General features: G+C 67.7%; 15 protein-coding genes. 4 read left to right on the top strand and 11 right to left on the bottom strand.

Features of this window, described 5'->3' with window-relative positions; genetic code table 11:
* Position 1: 1 nt before the first annotated feature.
* Positions 2-589: a hypothetical protein gene (locus B2W79_RS06705; RefSeq protein WP_292788074.1), complete on the top strand. Its 588-nt coding sequence runs from the start codon at positions 2-4 to the stop codon at positions 587-589.
* Positions 590-611: 22 nt separating this feature from the next.
* Here the strand turns inward: B2W79_RS06705 and B2W79_RS06700 are convergent, their stop codons facing one another.
* The 5 genes from B2W79_RS06700 to wecB are packed head-to-tail and all read right to left on the bottom strand — an operon-like array spanning position 612 to position 5,734.
* Entirely contained in the window at positions 612-1,346 is a 735-nt protein-coding gene (locus tag B2W79_RS06700; protein ID WP_085607131.1) for an ABC transporter ATP-binding protein, read from the bottom strand.
* Positions 1,346-2,164, bottom strand: coding sequence for an ABC transporter permease (locus B2W79_RS06695; RefSeq protein WP_060921738.1), 819 nt, complete (start codon positions 2,162-2,164; stop codon positions 1,346-1,348). Before B2W79_RS06695 ends, B2W79_RS06700 begins: the two co-directional genes overlap by 1 nt.
* A 10-nt stretch (positions 2,165-2,174) precedes the next feature.
* Complete coding sequence (glf, locus tag B2W79_RS06690; protein WP_071328727.1) at positions 2,175-3,311, bottom strand: UDP-galactopyranose mutase; 1,137 nt, start codon at positions 3,309-3,311, stop codon at positions 2,175-2,177.
* Positions 3,311-4,606 carry a nucleotide sugar dehydrogenase gene (locus tag B2W79_RS06685; RefSeq protein ID WP_292788068.1) on the bottom strand — a complete coding sequence of 432 codons (1,296 nt, stop codon included), beginning with the start codon at positions 4,604-4,606 and terminating at the stop codon, positions 3,311-3,313. The genes glf and B2W79_RS06685 overlap by 1 nt, the downstream gene beginning before the upstream one ends.
* Positions 4,607-4,660: 54 nt before the next feature.
* Positions 4,661-5,734, bottom strand: a complete 1,074-nt coding sequence (gene wecB / locus B2W79_RS06680) for a non-hydrolyzing UDP-N-acetylglucosamine 2-epimerase (RefSeq protein ID WP_071328726.1) — start codon at positions 5,732-5,734, stop codon at positions 4,661-4,663.
* A gap of 56 nt (positions 5,735-5,790) precedes the next feature.
* Here wecB and B2W79_RS06675 point away from each other — a divergent pair, with 56 nt between their 5' ends.
* The 3 genes from B2W79_RS06675 (at position 5,791) to B2W79_RS06665 (ending at position 8,722) form a co-directional block, all read left to right on the top strand.
* Complete coding sequence (locus B2W79_RS06675; RefSeq protein ID WP_071328268.1) at positions 5,791-6,966, top strand: acyltransferase family protein; 1,176 nt, start codon at positions 5,791-5,793, stop codon at positions 6,964-6,966.
* Positions 6,967-7,115: 149 nt separating this feature from the next.
* Entirely contained in the window at positions 7,116-8,285 is a 1,170-nt protein-coding gene (locus B2W79_RS06670; protein WP_292788063.1) for a glycosyl transferase, read from the top strand.
* The gene (locus tag B2W79_RS06665; protein WP_071328267.1) at positions 8,282-8,722 is read left to right on the top strand and encodes a hypothetical protein; all 441 of its coding nucleotides are present in this window, start codon (positions 8,282-8,284) and stop codon (positions 8,720-8,722) included. Before B2W79_RS06670 ends, B2W79_RS06665 begins: the two co-directional genes overlap by 4 nt.
* A 21-nt stretch (positions 8,723-8,743) precedes the next feature.
* Here B2W79_RS06665 and B2W79_RS06660 read toward each other — a convergent pair whose 3' ends face one another.
* Genes B2W79_RS06660 through B2W79_RS06635 form a run of 6 tightly spaced genes read right to left on the bottom strand, consistent with a single transcriptional unit; the run spans position 8,744 to position 15,614 of the window.
* The gene (locus B2W79_RS06660) at positions 8,744-9,907 is read right to left on the bottom strand and encodes a hypothetical protein (RefSeq protein ID WP_071328266.1); all 1,164 of its coding nucleotides are present in this window, start codon (positions 9,905-9,907) and stop codon (positions 8,744-8,746) included.
* A complete protein-coding gene (locus B2W79_RS06655) occupies positions 9,897-11,129 on the bottom strand; it encodes a glycosyltransferase (protein ID WP_071328265.1) in 1,233 nt (410 codons plus the stop codon). Before B2W79_RS06655 ends, B2W79_RS06660 begins: the two co-directional genes overlap by 11 nt.
* Before the next feature lie 11 nt (positions 11,130-11,140).
* Positions 11,141-12,919, bottom strand: coding sequence for an ABC transporter ATP-binding protein (locus B2W79_RS06650; RefSeq protein ID WP_292788059.1), 1,779 nt, complete (start codon positions 12,917-12,919; stop codon positions 11,141-11,143).
* A 3-nt stretch (positions 12,920-12,922) separates the two neighbouring features.
* The gene (locus tag B2W79_RS06645) at positions 12,923-13,909 is read right to left on the bottom strand and encodes a Gfo/Idh/MocA family protein (protein ID WP_292788057.1); all 987 of its coding nucleotides are present in this window, start codon (positions 13,907-13,909) and stop codon (positions 12,923-12,925) included.
* Positions 13,909-15,006 (bottom strand): DegT/DnrJ/EryC1/StrS family aminotransferase, encoded by a 1,098-nt coding sequence (locus tag B2W79_RS06640; RefSeq protein ID WP_071328262.1) that lies wholly within the window; start codon positions 15,004-15,006, stop codon positions 13,909-13,911. Before B2W79_RS06640 ends, B2W79_RS06645 begins: the two co-directional genes overlap by 1 nt.
* The gene (locus tag B2W79_RS06635) at positions 15,003-15,614 is read right to left on the bottom strand and encodes an acyltransferase (protein WP_256209397.1); all 612 of its coding nucleotides are present in this window, start codon (positions 15,612-15,614) and stop codon (positions 15,003-15,005) included. The genes B2W79_RS06640 and B2W79_RS06635 overlap by 4 nt, the downstream gene beginning before the upstream one ends.
* Positions 15,615-15,629 lie beyond the last annotated feature (15 nt).

Below are 15,629 nucleotides of genomic sequence, written 5' to 3'. Positions count from 1 at the left end.
GATGGACGAGCCCCAGCCCGAGGTGCGATGGGCCCCACTTCCCCCCGCGCCGAAGCGCACCGGTCGGGTGTGGCTGATCGTCGGTCTCAGCGTCGCTGCGCTCGCGATCGTCGGTATCCTGCTGTTCTTCCTGCTCCCGCGCGACGGTGGCCCCGAGCCCGTCGGCAGCACGAGTCCGTCTCCGACGGCCACCCCCTCCGAGACGCCCACCGCCACTCCCGCTCCGACGACGACCCCGGAGCCGACGCCGATCACGACGGCGCCCCCGATCGGCGATCCGACGATCGAGGTGTTCCGCGACAAGGTGTCCGGGTGGCTGAACTCCGCCGATCGGGGTCTCGACATCGTCGCCGGGGCGAGCGGTCAGGATGCGCTTCCCGTCGTGGACTCCCTCCAGGAGGACGCCCAGCGCCTGGGCGACGCCCTGCCGCCGTCCTCCATCCAGGACTCCTGGCGCTCCGGCGTGGAGACCTACGCCCAGCGGCTCACGGCACTGCGCGCGGCGGTCGAGGACGGCTCGGGTGCGTCAGCGGCCATCGACAGCGCGCGCGCTGCGGCGGCAGACCTGCGCAGCCTCGTGGGACTCTGACGCCCCGGGGTCCGAGCACGATTCAGACGGAGTAGTCCGCGTTGTAGCGGTCGAGCACCTCGTTGATCGGGGCATCCAGGGCGAGCGTGCCGCGGTCCAGATAGAGTCCCCTCGTGCAGAAGCGGCGCAGATCGCGCTCGTTATGACTGACGAAGAACAGCGTACGACCGTCTGAGAGCAGCTCGTCGATGCGCTTGTAGCACTTCTCACGGAAGGCCTTGTCGCCCACCGCGAGGACCTCGTCGACGAGCAGGATGGGCTCGTCGAGCTGAGAGACGACGGAGAACGCGAGGCGCACCTTCATTCCGTTGGAGAGGTGCTTGTACGGCGTCTCCTCGAACCCGGCGAGCTCGGCGAACGCGATGATGTCGTCGTATCGGCGGGCCACCTCGTCCTTCGACATGCCGTGCAGTCCTGCAGTCAGCCGGACGTTCTCCCGGACCGTCAGATCGCCGACGAAACCGCCGGTGATCTCGATGAGCGGAGCGACGCCGCCATTGACGCTGACCGAGCCCTCATCGGGCAGCAGCACACCGGCCACGAGGCGGAGCAGCGTCGACTTGCCTTGCCCGTTCCGTCCGACCACGCCGATCGATTCGCCCGGCTGCACCGTGAACGAGACGTCGCGGAGCGCCCAGAACTCCCCGGGACGCGACCGCCGGGATGCCCCGGCGAACAGGTCCTTGAAGCTGCGCTGCCCGCGACGGTTGCGGCGGAAGCGCACACCGAGGCCCTGCACGTCGATCGCGGCGTCCATCACAGCTCCTTCAACACGGGGCGCTCGAGACGCCGGAACGCCCAGACGCCGAGCGCGAGGATGAGCAGGCACATCACGGCGCTGACCGTGAGCGTGAACGGGTTCCACTGGTCCGGGAAGAACGGCATGCGATACAGCATGAAGATCCCGGCGAGCGGGTTGAAGGCGCCGAGCGTCTGGAAGACACCGGGCAGGTCCGTGACGTTGTAGATGATCGGGGTGGCGTAGAACATCGCCCGGAGGATGAGCGCCGTGGTGCGCTCGAGGTCCGTGTAGAGCACGCACAGCGGCGCGACCAGCAGGCCGAGGCCGACGAGCAGTACCGTCTGCATGAGGATCGCCACCGGCACCCAGAGCACGCCCCAGCCGATCTGCACCACCTGGTCGGGATGGCTCTCGAACAGGAGATTGACCACGATGAACAGCACCAGCACCGGCAGCGAGAACAGGAACTCCATGCCCTTGCTGAGCACGATGCGGTTCACCCAGATGGAGCGCGGGATCGACGTCGAGCGGACGAGACGGGCGTCCTTCTTGAACGCCCGCGTGAAGTCCGACACCGAGCTGTTGAACCACACCCACGGCAGCAGCGCGCTGATGAGGAAGATGATGTACGGCTGCTCACCGACGTCGCGACGGAACACCTGGGTGAACACGAACCAGTAGATCGCGCTCATCACCAGCGGGTCGAGAACAGACCACACGTAGCCGAGGAAGCTCGTCGCGTACCGGACCTTGAGGTCACGGGCCGACAGCAGCCACAGCGAATGCAGATAGCGCCGGGGCGTCCCGGGCGCCCCGACAGCAGCGTGACTCACGATTCCGAGTCTAGGAGAGAGTGTTGTTCCAGAGCGACAGCGCCGACCCGATGGCCATGTGCATGTCGAGGTACTGGTACGTGCCCAGGCGACCGCCGAAGTGGACGTCCTTCTCCCCCTTCGCGAGCTCGCGGTAGGCCAGCAGGCCCTCGCGGTCAGTCGGGGTGTTCACCGGGTAGTAGGGCTCGTCGGTGCGCTCGGCGAAGCGGGAGAACTCCCGCATGATGACGGTCTTGTCGGACTCGTAGACGTCCTTGCGCTCCGGGTGGAAGTGCTTGAACTCGTGGATGCGCGTGTACGGCACGTCCATGTCCGGGTAGTTCATGACGCTGGTGCCCTGGAAGTCGCGGACGTCCAGCACCTCCTGCTCGAAGTCGAGCGTACGCCAGCTCAGCGCGCCCTCGGCGTAGTCGAAGTAGCGGTCGACGGGGCCCGTGTAGACCACCGGGACCTGCCCGACGGTGGCCTTCTTGTTCAGGGCCTGGGACTCGTCGAAGTAGTCGACGTCCAGCTTCACCTCGATGTTGGGGTGGTCGGCCATGCGCTCCAGCCACGCGGTGTAGCCGTCGGTGGGCAGCCCCTCCCACGTGTCGTTGAAGTAGCGGTTGTCGTACGTGTAGCGCACCGGGAGCCGGCTGATGATGTCGCCGGAGAGCTTCTGCGGGTCGGTCTGCCACTGCTTCGCCGTGTAGTCGCGGAAGAACGCCTCGAACAGCGGGCGCCCGACGAGCGCGATGCCCTTCTCCTCGAAGTTCGTCGCGGACTTCACATCGAACTCGCCCGCCTGCTCCCTGACGAGCGCACGGGCCTGGTCCGGCGTGTACGCGGCCTGGAAGAACTGGTTGATCGTCCCGAGATTCACCGGCATCGGGAACACGACGCCCTTGTGGGTCGTGTAGACACGGTGCACGTAGTTCGTGAACGACGTGAAGCGGTTGACGTACTCCCACACCGTCGCATTCGACGTGTGGAACAGGTGCGCGCCGTAGCGGTGCACCTCGATCCCGGTCTCGGGTTCCGCCTCGCTGTAGGCGTTGCCGCCGATGTGGGAGCGGCGGTCGATGACGGTGACCTTGCGGCCCGCTTCCGCGGCGCGCTCGGCGATGGTGAGGCCGAAGAAACCCGACCCGACGACGAGAAGATCCATCAGGCTGCCGTCCCCACCACGAGACGCGGCGTCCCGGACCACAGCGCGGCGTCCGTGGCCGCGCGACCGTCCACGAGGAGCTTCACTCCCGGCAGCTGGGCCGGGCTGAGCTCACGATAGTCGGCGTGGTCGGTCTGGAGGATGGCGAGATCAACCGGTCCGCCGAGGTCGTACGGCTCGAACCCGAGTCGACGCAGTTCCTCGTCGGTGTACAGCGGGTCGTGAACGACGACCTCGGCACCGCGGGCGCGCAGCGCCTCGACGGTCGGGAACACACCGGAGAAGGCCGTCTCCTTGACGCCGCCGCGATAGGCGGCTCCGAGCACGACCGCCCGCAGACGGCTCAGGTCGCCGAGGATGCCTTCTGCCTGCGCCACCAGGCGCTCCGGCATGGAGGCGTTGAGCTGGCGCGCCACCCGCACGATGTCGGCGTCGGGGTCGGTGGAGAGATACAGACGGGGGTAGACCGGGATGCAGTGCCCGCCCACGGCGATGCCCGGGCGGTGGATGTGGCTGTACGGCTGCGAGTTGCAGGCCTCGATCACCTTGTAGACATCGATCCCGTGGGCAGCGGCGAACAGCCCGAACTGGTTGGCCAGGCCGATGTTGACGTCGCGGTACGTGGTCTCGGCGAGCTTCGCCATCTCGGAGGCCTCGGTCGTGCCGAGGTCCCACACGCCGTTCGGGCGAGGGAGATCGGGACGCTCATCGAACTGCAGGACCGCCTCATAGAACTCGCGGGCGCGACGGTTCCCCTCGTCGGACAGTGCGCCGATGAGCTTCGGGTACTTGCGCAGGTCGGCGAAGACCCGCCCGGTGAGCACGCGCTCCGGCGAGTACGCGAGGAAGAAGTCCGTGCCCTCCGTCAGGCCGGAACCCTCCTCGAGCATGGGCTTCCAGCGGTTCCGGGTCGTCCCCACGGGCAGCGTCGTCTCGTACGACACCAGGGTGCCGGGCGTGAGGTGCTCGGCGAGCGAGCGCGTCGCCGAGTCCATGTACTGGAAGTCCGGCTCCCACGTCTCGTCGTTCACGAACACGGGGGCGACGAGGACGACGGCGTCGGCTCCCGGGATCGCCTCGGCGTAATCGGTCGTCGCGCGGAGCCGGCCGGCCGGAACGAGCTCCTGCAGCTTCTCCGCCAGGTGGGCCTCACCGGGGAACGGCTCCTGCCCGGCGTTGATGATGTCGACCGCCTTCTGGTTGACATCGACGCCGATCACATCGTGACCGGAGGAGGCGAACTGGACGGCGAGGGGAAGCCCGATCTTTCCGAGGGCCACGACGGCGATACGCATGGGGTCCAGTCTATGGGGCGCAGCATGGGCGGACTCCCAGCGACGAGGTCCCCGTCAGATGTCGGCGCCGTGAGACTGCAGCGCCTCGATGACCCGCGTGGCTGCGTGACCGTCGCCGTACGGCGCCGCCGCGGTCTCCTGTGGGCGAGGACGGGTCACGCCGGCTGCGATCTCCTCCGCTGTGTTCGCGAGCACGTTCCAGCCCAGCTCGACCGTCTCCACCCATTCCGTCTCCGTGCGCACGGTCGTGCAGGGGACGCCGAGGAGGAAGGCCTCCTTCTGAAGCCCGCCGGAGTCCGTCACGACGCCCGCGCTCGACAACGCGGCGGCGATGAGATCCGGGTAGGCGAGCGGCGGGTGTGCGATCAGGGACCCCTGCGTGAGCGGGATGCCGTGCGCCGCCGCCTTGGCAACCACCCGAGGGTGCGCCAACAGGACGACCGGCTTGTCCAGACCCGCGAGACCCGCTGCCACCTCGGCGAGACGAGCGGGGTCGTCCGTGTTCTCGGCGCGATGGATGGTGGCGACGTAGTACCCCTCCGCCTCCAGATCCAGCTCCTCCAGCAACATCGAGGGCCGCCCTGCCACCTCATCACGCACCTCGAACAGCACATCGGTCATGACGTCGCCGACGAGCACAGTGCGGGCGGAAAGCCCCTCCGCTTCCAGATGATCGACGGCGACCTGCGTCGGGGCGAGCAGCAGGTCAGCGGCGTGGTCTGTCATCACCCGGTTGTGCTCCTCGGGCATCCGGCGGTTGAAGCTGCGCAGACCCGCCTCGAGATGCGCGACGGGGATGTGCATCTTCACCGCGCTCAGCGCCGCGGCGACCGTGGAGTTCGTGTCGCCGTACACCAGCACCCAGTCCGGACGGTGCTCGTCGAAGACCGCGTCGAGCGCGGCGAGCATCGCGCCCGTCTGCACGCCATGGGACCCGCTCCCGACCCCGAGGTGCACGTCCGGTGCGCCGATCCCGAGATCGTCGAAGAACACGTCGGACAGCATCGGATCGTAGTGCTGGCCGGTGTGCACGATCACGTGGTCCACTCCGGCGGCGAGCGCCGCCTTGTGGATGGGAGCGAGCTTCACGAACTGCGGGCGGGCGCCGACGACGCTGACGATCTTCACGATCGCCGACTCTACCTGCCACTCTGACCGGTCCACACCTCTACAATGGGGAGCCTATGGCCAGCGCTACCGTCACCGAGGCGCGGACGCCCCGACTGGACTCACTGACCAGCCTGCGGTGGTGGGCCGCGCTCGCCGTCTTCTTCTTCCACGTCCGCAACGTCGTCCCCCTCCCCGGGGTGATCGGCGACGTCGCTAGGTACGGCAACTTCGGCGTGGCGTTCTTCTTCATCCTCTCGGGATTCGTGCTCACCTGGTCGTGGCGTCCGACGGTCGGCATCGGAACCTTCTATTGGCGACGCTTTGCCCGCATCTATCCGCTGCACATCGTGACCCTGATCGTTGCGATCCCGGTCTTCTACAGCTACTCCCCTGACCCGCAACAGACCTGGGTGAAGCCCTTCGACATCGCGGTCCTGGTCCTGTGCGTGCTGCTGCTGCAAGGCTGGTCCCGCGACCCGGCGGTGCTCTTCGCGGGGAATCCCGCTGCGTGGACGCTCACGGCCGAGATGTTCTTCTACGCGATGCACCCCTTCATCACGCGCGTCCTCAAGCTCCTCTCGAGCCGCGCTGCGCTGTGGGCGGCGGTGGGCGTCCTCGGCCTCAGTGTCGGAGCCCGTGCGCTGATCATCCTCGATCCCGCCGGGTGGCTCGCCGGCTTGCCCTGGCCCATCCTTCGGCTCAACGAGTTCGTCATCGGGATGTGCCTTGCCTGGTCCATCCGCCTGGGGTGGCGGCCACGGATACCGGTTTTCGTGCCGATCACGCTTCTCGTCGCTTTCCTCCTTGGGCTCCAGATCTTCCAGAGGGTGCCGTATCTGGCTCCCGTTTACGACGTGCTCGCCTCGTTCGTCAGTGAGATCATGACAGCCCTCTTCGCTCTGCTGATCTGTGCTTTCGCCGCCGCGGATCTCGCAGGGAAGACGCGGATCGCGCGTTCACGCCCCCTGGTGCTCCTCGGCGAGTGGTCTTATGCGTTCTACCTGATCCACGCCACACTGATCTACATCGTGCTGGGCTCTCTGGGCCCTCAGCACGGAGTCGCCGGCGTGATCTGGATCCTCGTCCTTCTCGGGTCCTCGATCATCGCGGCATGGGCTCTGCATGCCTTCATCGAGCGCCCGGTCGAGAAGCGCCTGCGCGCATGGCAGAACAAAAAGGTCGAGCAGCGCGCGATGCGCCGGAACGACCGACGGCCGACGGAGGAACCCGTGATCGAGGAGCGCCAGTGACCACGAAGACGCCGCACCTGCTGTATGTCGCATGGGGATACCCTCCCTCGCGTGGGAGCGGTGTCTATCGCGCCTGGGCGACGGCGAACGCCTTCGCTCGAGCGGGCTGGAAGGTCACGGTGCTGACCGTTCCGCGCGAAGTGTTCGAAATGTCCACAGGCGTCGATCTGACGCTCGAGGCGCAGGTAGACCCGGCCATCGAGATCATCCGAGTTCCGTTCACCTCTGGCGCCTTCGCGAACGACCTCGGCGAATGGTCGTGGCTGCGCGCGCATGCTCCCGAGGTCTGGAACACCATTCAGTCCTGGCGCGGTCAGCGTTCCTTCCCGGAACGCAATTACGGCGGGTGGCGTCCGGTCCTGGAAGAGGCAGCTCGGCGGATCCATCACGAATCCCCCGTCGACCTCACCATCGGTACAGCGAACCCGAACGTCGATTTCATCCCTGGTCACGTGCTGAGCACGGAATTCGGCGTGCCCGCTGTCATGGACCACCGGGATGCGTGGGCTGTCGACATATACTCCGGACGGCGAGTGATCGAGCCTCGCAGCCGCGCCGGCCGGTGGGAGCGCACGCTTATCGAGGACGCCGCGGAAGTCTGGTTCGTCAACACTCCGATCCGGGACTGGTATGCCGAGCAGTATCCCGAGTTCTCCGACCGTTTCCTGGTCGTAGAGAACGGCTATGACAACCCGCTGGCTTTCCCTCCTCGCGACGGCCGGGATGACGGGCTGGTCTTCGGCTACATCGGCACGATCTCCGGCGCGATCCCTCTGCAGGAACTCATCGACGGCTGGGCCCTCGCTCGGGAACGGAGCACTCTCGTGCGCGACGCGCGGATGGATCTTTACGGATACCTGGACCACTTCGGTGTCCCCGGCGCCAACATGGTGCAGGCGATGGAGCGTTTCGAGGAGAACGACATCAGGTACCTCGGGCCAGTGGGACGAGCCGACATCGCCGCGACGTACGCGACGTTCGACGCCCTCGTCCTGACGTTCGGCGCGGGGCGCTTCATCACCGGCGGCAAGGTCTACGAGTACGCCTCCACAGGGCTGCCCATCGTCTCCGTGCACGACCCGGAGAACGAGACGTCCCGCACGCTCGCCGACTACCCCGGATGGTACGGTTCCGTCGCGATGACGGCCGAGGCGATCGCCGACGCGTTCATCGCGACGGCCGAACACGCGGCGACGCAGAGCGACGACGACCGGACGACGGCACGCACGTATTCTCAGCGGTACTCCCGTGCCGCGCAGCTGACGCCTCGCATCGAGGCCTGGACGAAGCGGATCGCCGCTGGGGAGGTCGGACGATGAACATCCTGCTCCTCTCCCCCGGCGGCTCGTTCGCCTCGGCCCTGGAATCGCTGCCGCTGGACCGGGAAGGTGACCGTGTGACGCTCGTCACCGCTGTCGCGAGCGATGCCCAGGACGCGAGCCCGCTCATCCGGCTCGGAGCGGCGGCGCTCCCCTCCCGCAGTCGGCTCGCCAGAGCGCTGGAGTCATCGGTGATAGGGCGCAACATCAAGCGGCTGAGCCCGCTCGACGGGAGCCGGCGTTTCGCGGCCGCCGCTCGTCGGAGCGCGGAGCTGCGACGAGCGGTCGCACAGGCAGACCTCATCGTCGCGCTCGAAAGGGACAGTGTGCTTGCAGCTTGGAAGGCCCTGCACGGGTGGGCGCCCGCCGGAACACGAGGCGTCTTCGGCCTCGCCCCCGCCCGCGCTCTGCTCACCTCGCGGCGTCCGGCAGCCTGACCACGCCCTGAGGCGATCGAGTCAGTCCCGCGGCGCTGCCAAGCGGGAGAGGATCGCCCGCTCGACCGCGACATCTCGCTCTGAGGAGAGCGTCCGTGACGCCGCGTCGGCCGACCGCTTGAACGCCTCGATGTCGTCCGAGGTCACCTTCCGGATCGATGCCGCGACATCGCTTCCCGAATACCCCCCGGTGACCAGTCCCAGATGCTCATTTTCGATGAGGCGATCCGTCTCGACCGACGGGCCGAACACCACACCCAGCCGGGCTTGCACGAAGTCGAAGAACTTGTTGGGGAGCATGTACCGGTGGTTCGGCGTGAGGGGCGGGAGGATGAAGACACCCAAGTCGAAGGGGTTGAGGGTCTCCGGCAGCGTGTCAGGTGGCACGGGGGCATGCAGGGTCGTACGAGGGCTGGCGGCGATGCGCGCCTGAAGATCCCTCCAGTAGGAATCCCCCTGCCGGGAGGGGATCAGGTACAAGTCCAGTGAGTAGCCGTCCCCCAGTTCGTCGACAGCATCGATGATCGCCTCGATGTTCCTCCCCGGCACGGCGCCGCCGCTGTGGACGAGGCGCACGAGACCCTTGCGAACCGGTGAGGGCTGCAGATCGGGCCGATGGGCGATGGCATTGCGGACGATCTCCGGAGTGACGGCGAACGCATCCGCGTACATCTCTGCGATCGAGTCGTTGATCGTGGTGGCCGCGTCGACCCGCGGGAGGTACTCCGCGCACACCCAACGCATGAACGGCGAGATCAGAAGCCGCCAGGAGAGGACATGAGTGCGTTCCTCCGGCGCCCACTCGTGGAGGTCGCACCAGATACGCGGTGCACCCTGAACGCGGAACGCCAGGGGAAGCGCCCGCGCTTCATTGGCGACCACGATGTCGAACTCACGGTCACCCAGGAGTCGAAGAGCCTCCTTCAGCGCCGGTGCTTCGAGCTCTACCGAACGGTAGCGTCGCAACGCGAGCTTCAGGACCCCGGACGGCGTCTGCGGGAGCGACGGCAGCTGTCGGGGAATCTCGATGTGCGCAACGGCGCCCGCTGGTCGATCTCCGTAGCAGAGGGTCGTGACGTCACCGAACTCGGCCAGAACGTCGAGTTGCCGGAGGACGCGGGAGTCGGACACCACCTCGGAGAAAGAGATGCACAGGATGCGAGGGCGGGGGGTCTCAGACGCCACGGTTCTCCTTTCCGTCCGCGGGATCGGTGACCCCGAGGAACGTCGCCAGCACGGCCGCGGATCTCCGGCCGTCATGTACCTGCTCCACAAAGCGTCTGCCGTCGGCCGCGAGGCGACGCGCCGAGTGCGGGTCGGCGAGGATCCCGCGAATCGTCTCACCGACCCGGTCGAACCGGGACTCGACGATGGGCAGGTCGATGCCGGTGTGGACGCGGACCGCCGCCCGGACATCCTCATGCACATGACCGATCACCACGCGCCCGGCGGCCATGGCCTCACAGGCCGCCACCCCGTAGTCTCCGAGACGGAACTGATCCAGGACGATGTCGGCGGAACCGTACACCGCTGGCATGTCCGCCGACGCTATGCCCTCGAGCTTCGTGTAGCGGATGAGTCCTTCGGCGGCCAGCTCCTCCAGTTGGCTGTCGACGGACTCGTCGCCCTTCATCGCGGAGTTGCTCGGTACATAGGCGACGACCGGGACGTCGTGGCGTAGCGGTTCCGAGTCGGTCCTCCATCGCGAGGGATCCACGACGACGGGTAGCCACTGCGACCTGGGGACGTCGAGCAGCCCCGGCGTCGAGACGAACGACGGATACGCGGAGTCGAGGATCATCTGGCGCCGACGCTCCGCATTGGCCTGGAGTGTCGCCGTCGCCGCACGGGGATATCGACCGCGCGCCCCGAAGGGGGAATCGGTCTCCCAGGCGGCGTGCGCACTCGGTACCCGGATGTCACTGCCGTGCCACAGCAGGCCGACGTGAACGCCTCGGGCGGCGACGTCGTCCAGGACGTCCAGCGGAGACCGCCAGGGCCGGGGACCAAAGAGGTGCCGTCCCGACTCCACGAGGACGTGCGTGAACCCCTCGACGATGGCGCGCCGCTGGCGCGATTGCCATCCGTGCGCGAAGAGGTAACCGGAGTCGGGCACGGTGACGTCCGACGGGAAGCCGAATCTGTCCGTGCGCTCGTTCGAGGTCATGTAGTTCACTGCGCCCACACCCGGGAGATGGGATTCCACAGCGTGCGCCCACTGGTGCGCCTGGCCAGCCGAGTTCGTGGGTGCGATCAGCAGACGCACTTCCGCCTCGGGAGCAGACGCGACCTGCATCCTTCCCTGATCCCAGCCGAGAGTCCCGGGCATGATCCGGGCGAGCAGAGGATCGGGGATGAGTCCGGTGACGGCACGGACCGCTTCGACGGCGTTGTTGCGCAGGCTCATGACGCCCTCTCTCAGGCGAGCCCCGCCAGCTTCGCCTGATCGGCGAAGGCGGGGCTGGCGGCGACGACCTCGGCGAAAGTGCCCTGCGCCGCCACCGTCCCGTCCTGCATGAAGAGGATCTGATCCGAATCCATGATCGTGCTCAGGCGGTGTGCCACGGCGATCACGGTGACATCGCCCCTGAGGTCGCGGATGGCTGCGGAGACGTCCGCCTCGGTCTTGGTGTCCAGGGCGCTGGTCGCTTCATCGAGGACGAGGACCAAGGGATCGCAGTAGAGTGCGCGCGCGATGCCCAGCCGCTGACGCTGTCCGCCCGATAGCGTGAGCCCCCGCTCCCCCACACGCGCCTGGAGACCGTCGGCACGCTGCTCGATCACGCTCCAGAGCTGTGCGCGACGAGCGGCATCCTCGACACGCACGAGGTCGACGTCATCACCCCAGGTGAGCGCGATGTTCTGCGCGATCGTGCCATCGAACAAGGTGACTTCCTGAGGCACATACCCCACGTGGGATCGCCATGCCTCGAGCACGTCCTCGAGAGGCTTGTCGTCGATCGTGATCGATCCCTCGGTGGGGGTCAGCAGCCCCAGGAGCAGGTCGACCAGGGTCGATTTGCCGGCGCCGGACGCACCGGCGATCCCGACGGTCGTCCCGATCGGGATGCGGATGCCCACATCGCGGACCGCTGCCACGTCGCTGCCCGGGAACGTGAACCCAACTCCGGAGAGCTGGAGGAGCCGCGGTGCCCCCGGCAAGGGTTCTTTACCCAGCTGTTCGCGGTCTGCAAGGAACTTCTTCGACGCCTCCACGTCGGCGATGACGGCGTCCACGTAGGGGGTCGACGTGATCGTTCGGGTGATGACGGACTGGAAGCCCGTGAGGGAAGGCACGAGACGGAAGCCGGCGATACCGAACAGCGCCACCGCGGAGATCGCCTGATCGATTCCGCCGACGAGGAAGGCAGCTCCTCCGACGATCACGAAACCACCGATGATCGCAGCGTCGAAGATGAAGCGAGGAACCGCCGAAAGGAATCCTGCGTTCGCGCGAGCCCGCGCGGTGCGCTGCCGGTTCACGCGGATCACCTCGCTCACTTCATCCGCCTTGCCCCGGAGCGTGATCTCTTTCAGCGATGCCACCATCCCGGAGATTAGCGTGGCCACACGAAGAGACGAATTGCGCGCTACACGGGCCGCCTGGCGGGTCTTACCGCTCAGGACGAGGTATTGGAGGACGGCGATCCCTCCGAGATAGACGATCGTGACGAGGGCCGTCACCGGCTGGGCGACGACGATCACTGTCACCACGCCCACCGAAGTCACGATGAGGCCGGGGAGCGTGGTGGCGGGGAGGAGGAACCCGGCGATCACGCTGGCGATGCCGGTGTCAGACATCTGCACGATCTGGGCGCTGTTTCGCGAGATCCGATCCGTCCATGATGAGCGGATGTAGGCGCCGAACAGCTCTTGACCGACAGCGAGCTCGTAGGAGGCGAACCGTCGCGTCGCGATCCACTGCAGCCACACGTTCGCCGCAGACTTGGCCACGACGATCACCGCGAGCACCAGAATGAGCCAGAGAACCTGATCAGCCTGAACCGTGCCGATGAGGGGGAGGACGATGTCGGTTCTCGTCACGCTGGCGGCGAGGGTGAGCGCGAGCAGCATCAGCGCGACGACGTCGACCAGAGCCAGGACAGAGGTCACCACGGCGAAGATCCCGAGGAACTTCTTCGCCGACGACGGGAGGAAAGGAAGAAGACGGCGAAGCGTCCGGACGAGCTGGATCATGACTCAGATGACGACGGCATCACCGCTGCGTGCGGAGCTTAGAGCAGCCTCCACGACAGTCAGCGTCCGCAGTCCCTGCTCCATGGTGACGACGTCGGTCTGCTGCCCGAGCACGGCATCGCGGAAGGCCTCATGCTCGACGCGCAGCGGCTCGCGCTTGGCGAACGCGTAGCGCGTGACGTCTCCTTCGGAGACCCCGCGGAAGGAGGACACGGATTCCCATTCGAGGGGGATCGTGCCGTTGGCGTAGAAGGTGAGGTCGCCGGTGGAGGTGTCGGCGACGAAGGCGCCCTTCTCCCCCGTGACGACCGTGACGCGCTCCTTCATCGGGCTCAGCCAGTTGACGATGTTGTTCACGATCACGCCGTTGGCCGTCCGGCCGGTGATCGTGATCATGTCCTCGTGCTCGCGACCGCTCTTGAACGCGGTCTGGGCGAACACCCGCTCGTAATCGCTCTGCACGACCCAGGCCGTGAGGTCGACGTCGTGCGAGGCGAGGTCCTTCGCCACGCCGACGTCGGCGATCCGCGACGGGAACGGACCCTGCCGGCGGGTGACCACCTGGTACACGGCGCCGAGCTCGCCGGCTTCGATCCGGCGACGCAGCTCCTGCACGGCGGGGTTGAAGCGCTCGATGTGCCCGACCGCCCCGACCAGTCCGGCCGCAGCGAAGGCGTCAACCATGCGCTGGCCGGCGTCGACCGTGTGCGCGATCGGCTTCTCGACCAGGGTGTGCACGCCGGCGGCCGCGAGCTTGAGCGCCGCGTCCTCGTGGAATCGCGTGGGAACGGCGACCACGGCGATATCGATGCCGGCGCCGATGAGCGCGTCGATGTCGGGCAGGATCTCCAGGTCGCCGGCGACGCCGTGCGGGTCGCCACCGGGGTCGGCGATCGCGACGAGCTCCACACCGTCGAGCTCGCGGAGCACGCGGGCGTGGTGGCGGCCCATCATCCCGACGCCGAGGAGGCCGGCGCGCAGGTCCGCCATCAGGCACCCGCCTTCGCGACGGCGTTCACCGCGGCGACGATGCGCTCGAGGTCGTCCTGGCTGAGTGACGGGTGCACCGGCAGCGAGGCGACCTCGCGCGCCGCACGCTCGGTCTCCGGAAGGTCGAGCCCGGGAGCGAAGTGCGCGAGCGACGGGAGCCGGTGGTTCGGGATCGGGTAGTACACGCCGGCGCCGACGTTGTGCTCGCTCTTCAGCGCGGCCACGAAGCCGTCCCGGTCCTCGGGGACGCGGATCGTGTACTGGTGGTACACGTGCACGGCACCATCGGCGACCGGCGGGACGACGACGCCCTGCAGGTTCGCATCGAGGAAGGCCGCGTTCTGCTGACGGGTCTTCGTCCAGCCGTCCACCTTGGTCAGCTGCACACGACCGATCGCGGCGTGGATGTCGGTCATCCGGGCGTTGAAGCCCACGATCTCGTTCTCGTACTGCCGCTCCATGCCCTGGTTGCGCAGCAGCTTGACCTGACGGGCGATCTCGTCGGTCGCCGTGGTCACCATGCCGCCCTCGCCGCTGGTCATGTTCTTCGTCGGGTAGAGGCTGAACATGGCGAACTCACCGAACGAGCCGACCGGGCGGCCGTCGAGCGACGCGCCGTGCGCCTGCGCCGCGTCCTCGTACAGGGCGACGCCGCGCTCGGCGGCCAGCGCCTCGAGCTCGCGCATGCGGGCCGGGTGTCCGTAGAGGTGCACGGGGAGGATGCCCTTGGTCTTCGGCGTGATCGCGGCGGCGACCGCCTCGGGGTCCAGGGAGAACGTGTCCGGCTCGATGTCGACGAAGACCGGGGTGCCCCCGGTGAGCGCCACCGAGTTGCCGGTCGCGGCGAACGTGAAGGACGGCACGATGACCTCGTCGCCCGGGCCGACGCCCGCGGCGAGCAGACCGAGGTGCAGGCCTGCGGTGCCGGAGTTGACCGCCACCGACGGGCGGCCGGGCACGAAGTGCGCCGAGAACTCCTGCTCGAAGGCGGCGACCTCGGGGCCCTGCGCGACCATGCCGCTGCGGAGGACGCGATCGACGGCTTCGCGCTCTTCGTCGCCGATGAGGGGCTTGGCGGGGGGAATGAACTCGCTCACACGGTCTCCTTGGTCAGTGTTCCGTCGGTCTCGATGAAGCGCGCCCCGGTCGCGGGGCACACCCAGGTGTGATCGTCGTCGCCGCGGGTGAGCGGGACACCCGCCTCGCCGACCCAGCCGATGCGCCGGGCCGGGACGCCGGCGACGAGGGCGTGCGCCGGGACGTCCTTGACGACCACGGCGCCGGCCGCGACCGTCGCCCAGGCGCCGATCGTCACCGGGGCGACGCAGGTGGCACGGGCGCCGATCGATGCGCCGCGCTCGATGGTGACCCCGACCGGCTCCCAGTCGTGGGCGCTCTTCAGGCTCCCGTCGGCGTTGATCGCGCGGGGGTAGGTGTCGTTGGTGAGCACGACGGCGGGGCCGATGAACACGCCGTCGCCGAGCTTGGCGGGCTCGTAGACGAGGGCGTAGTTCTGCACCTTGCAGTTGTCGCCCATCTCCACACCGGTACCGATGTACGCACCGCGACCCACGATGCAGTTCTCGCCGAGGCGGGCCTGTTCGCGGACCTGGGCGAGGTGCCAGATGGAGGATCCGTCGCCGATGACGGCGTCGGCGGACACATCGGCGGAATCGACGATCCGCACGCGGGAGGTTTCAGTCACGGGGCTCCTTGCACG

Origin of the sequence: Microbacterium sp. UBA7513 (genome assembly GCF_002478345.1) — a bacterium.
Lineage (GTDB): Bacteria > Actinomycetota > Actinomycetes > Actinomycetales > Microbacteriaceae > Microbacterium.
Note: the sequence above shows the minus strand (reverse complement) of the source record. Positions and strands in the feature narration are given on the sequence as shown.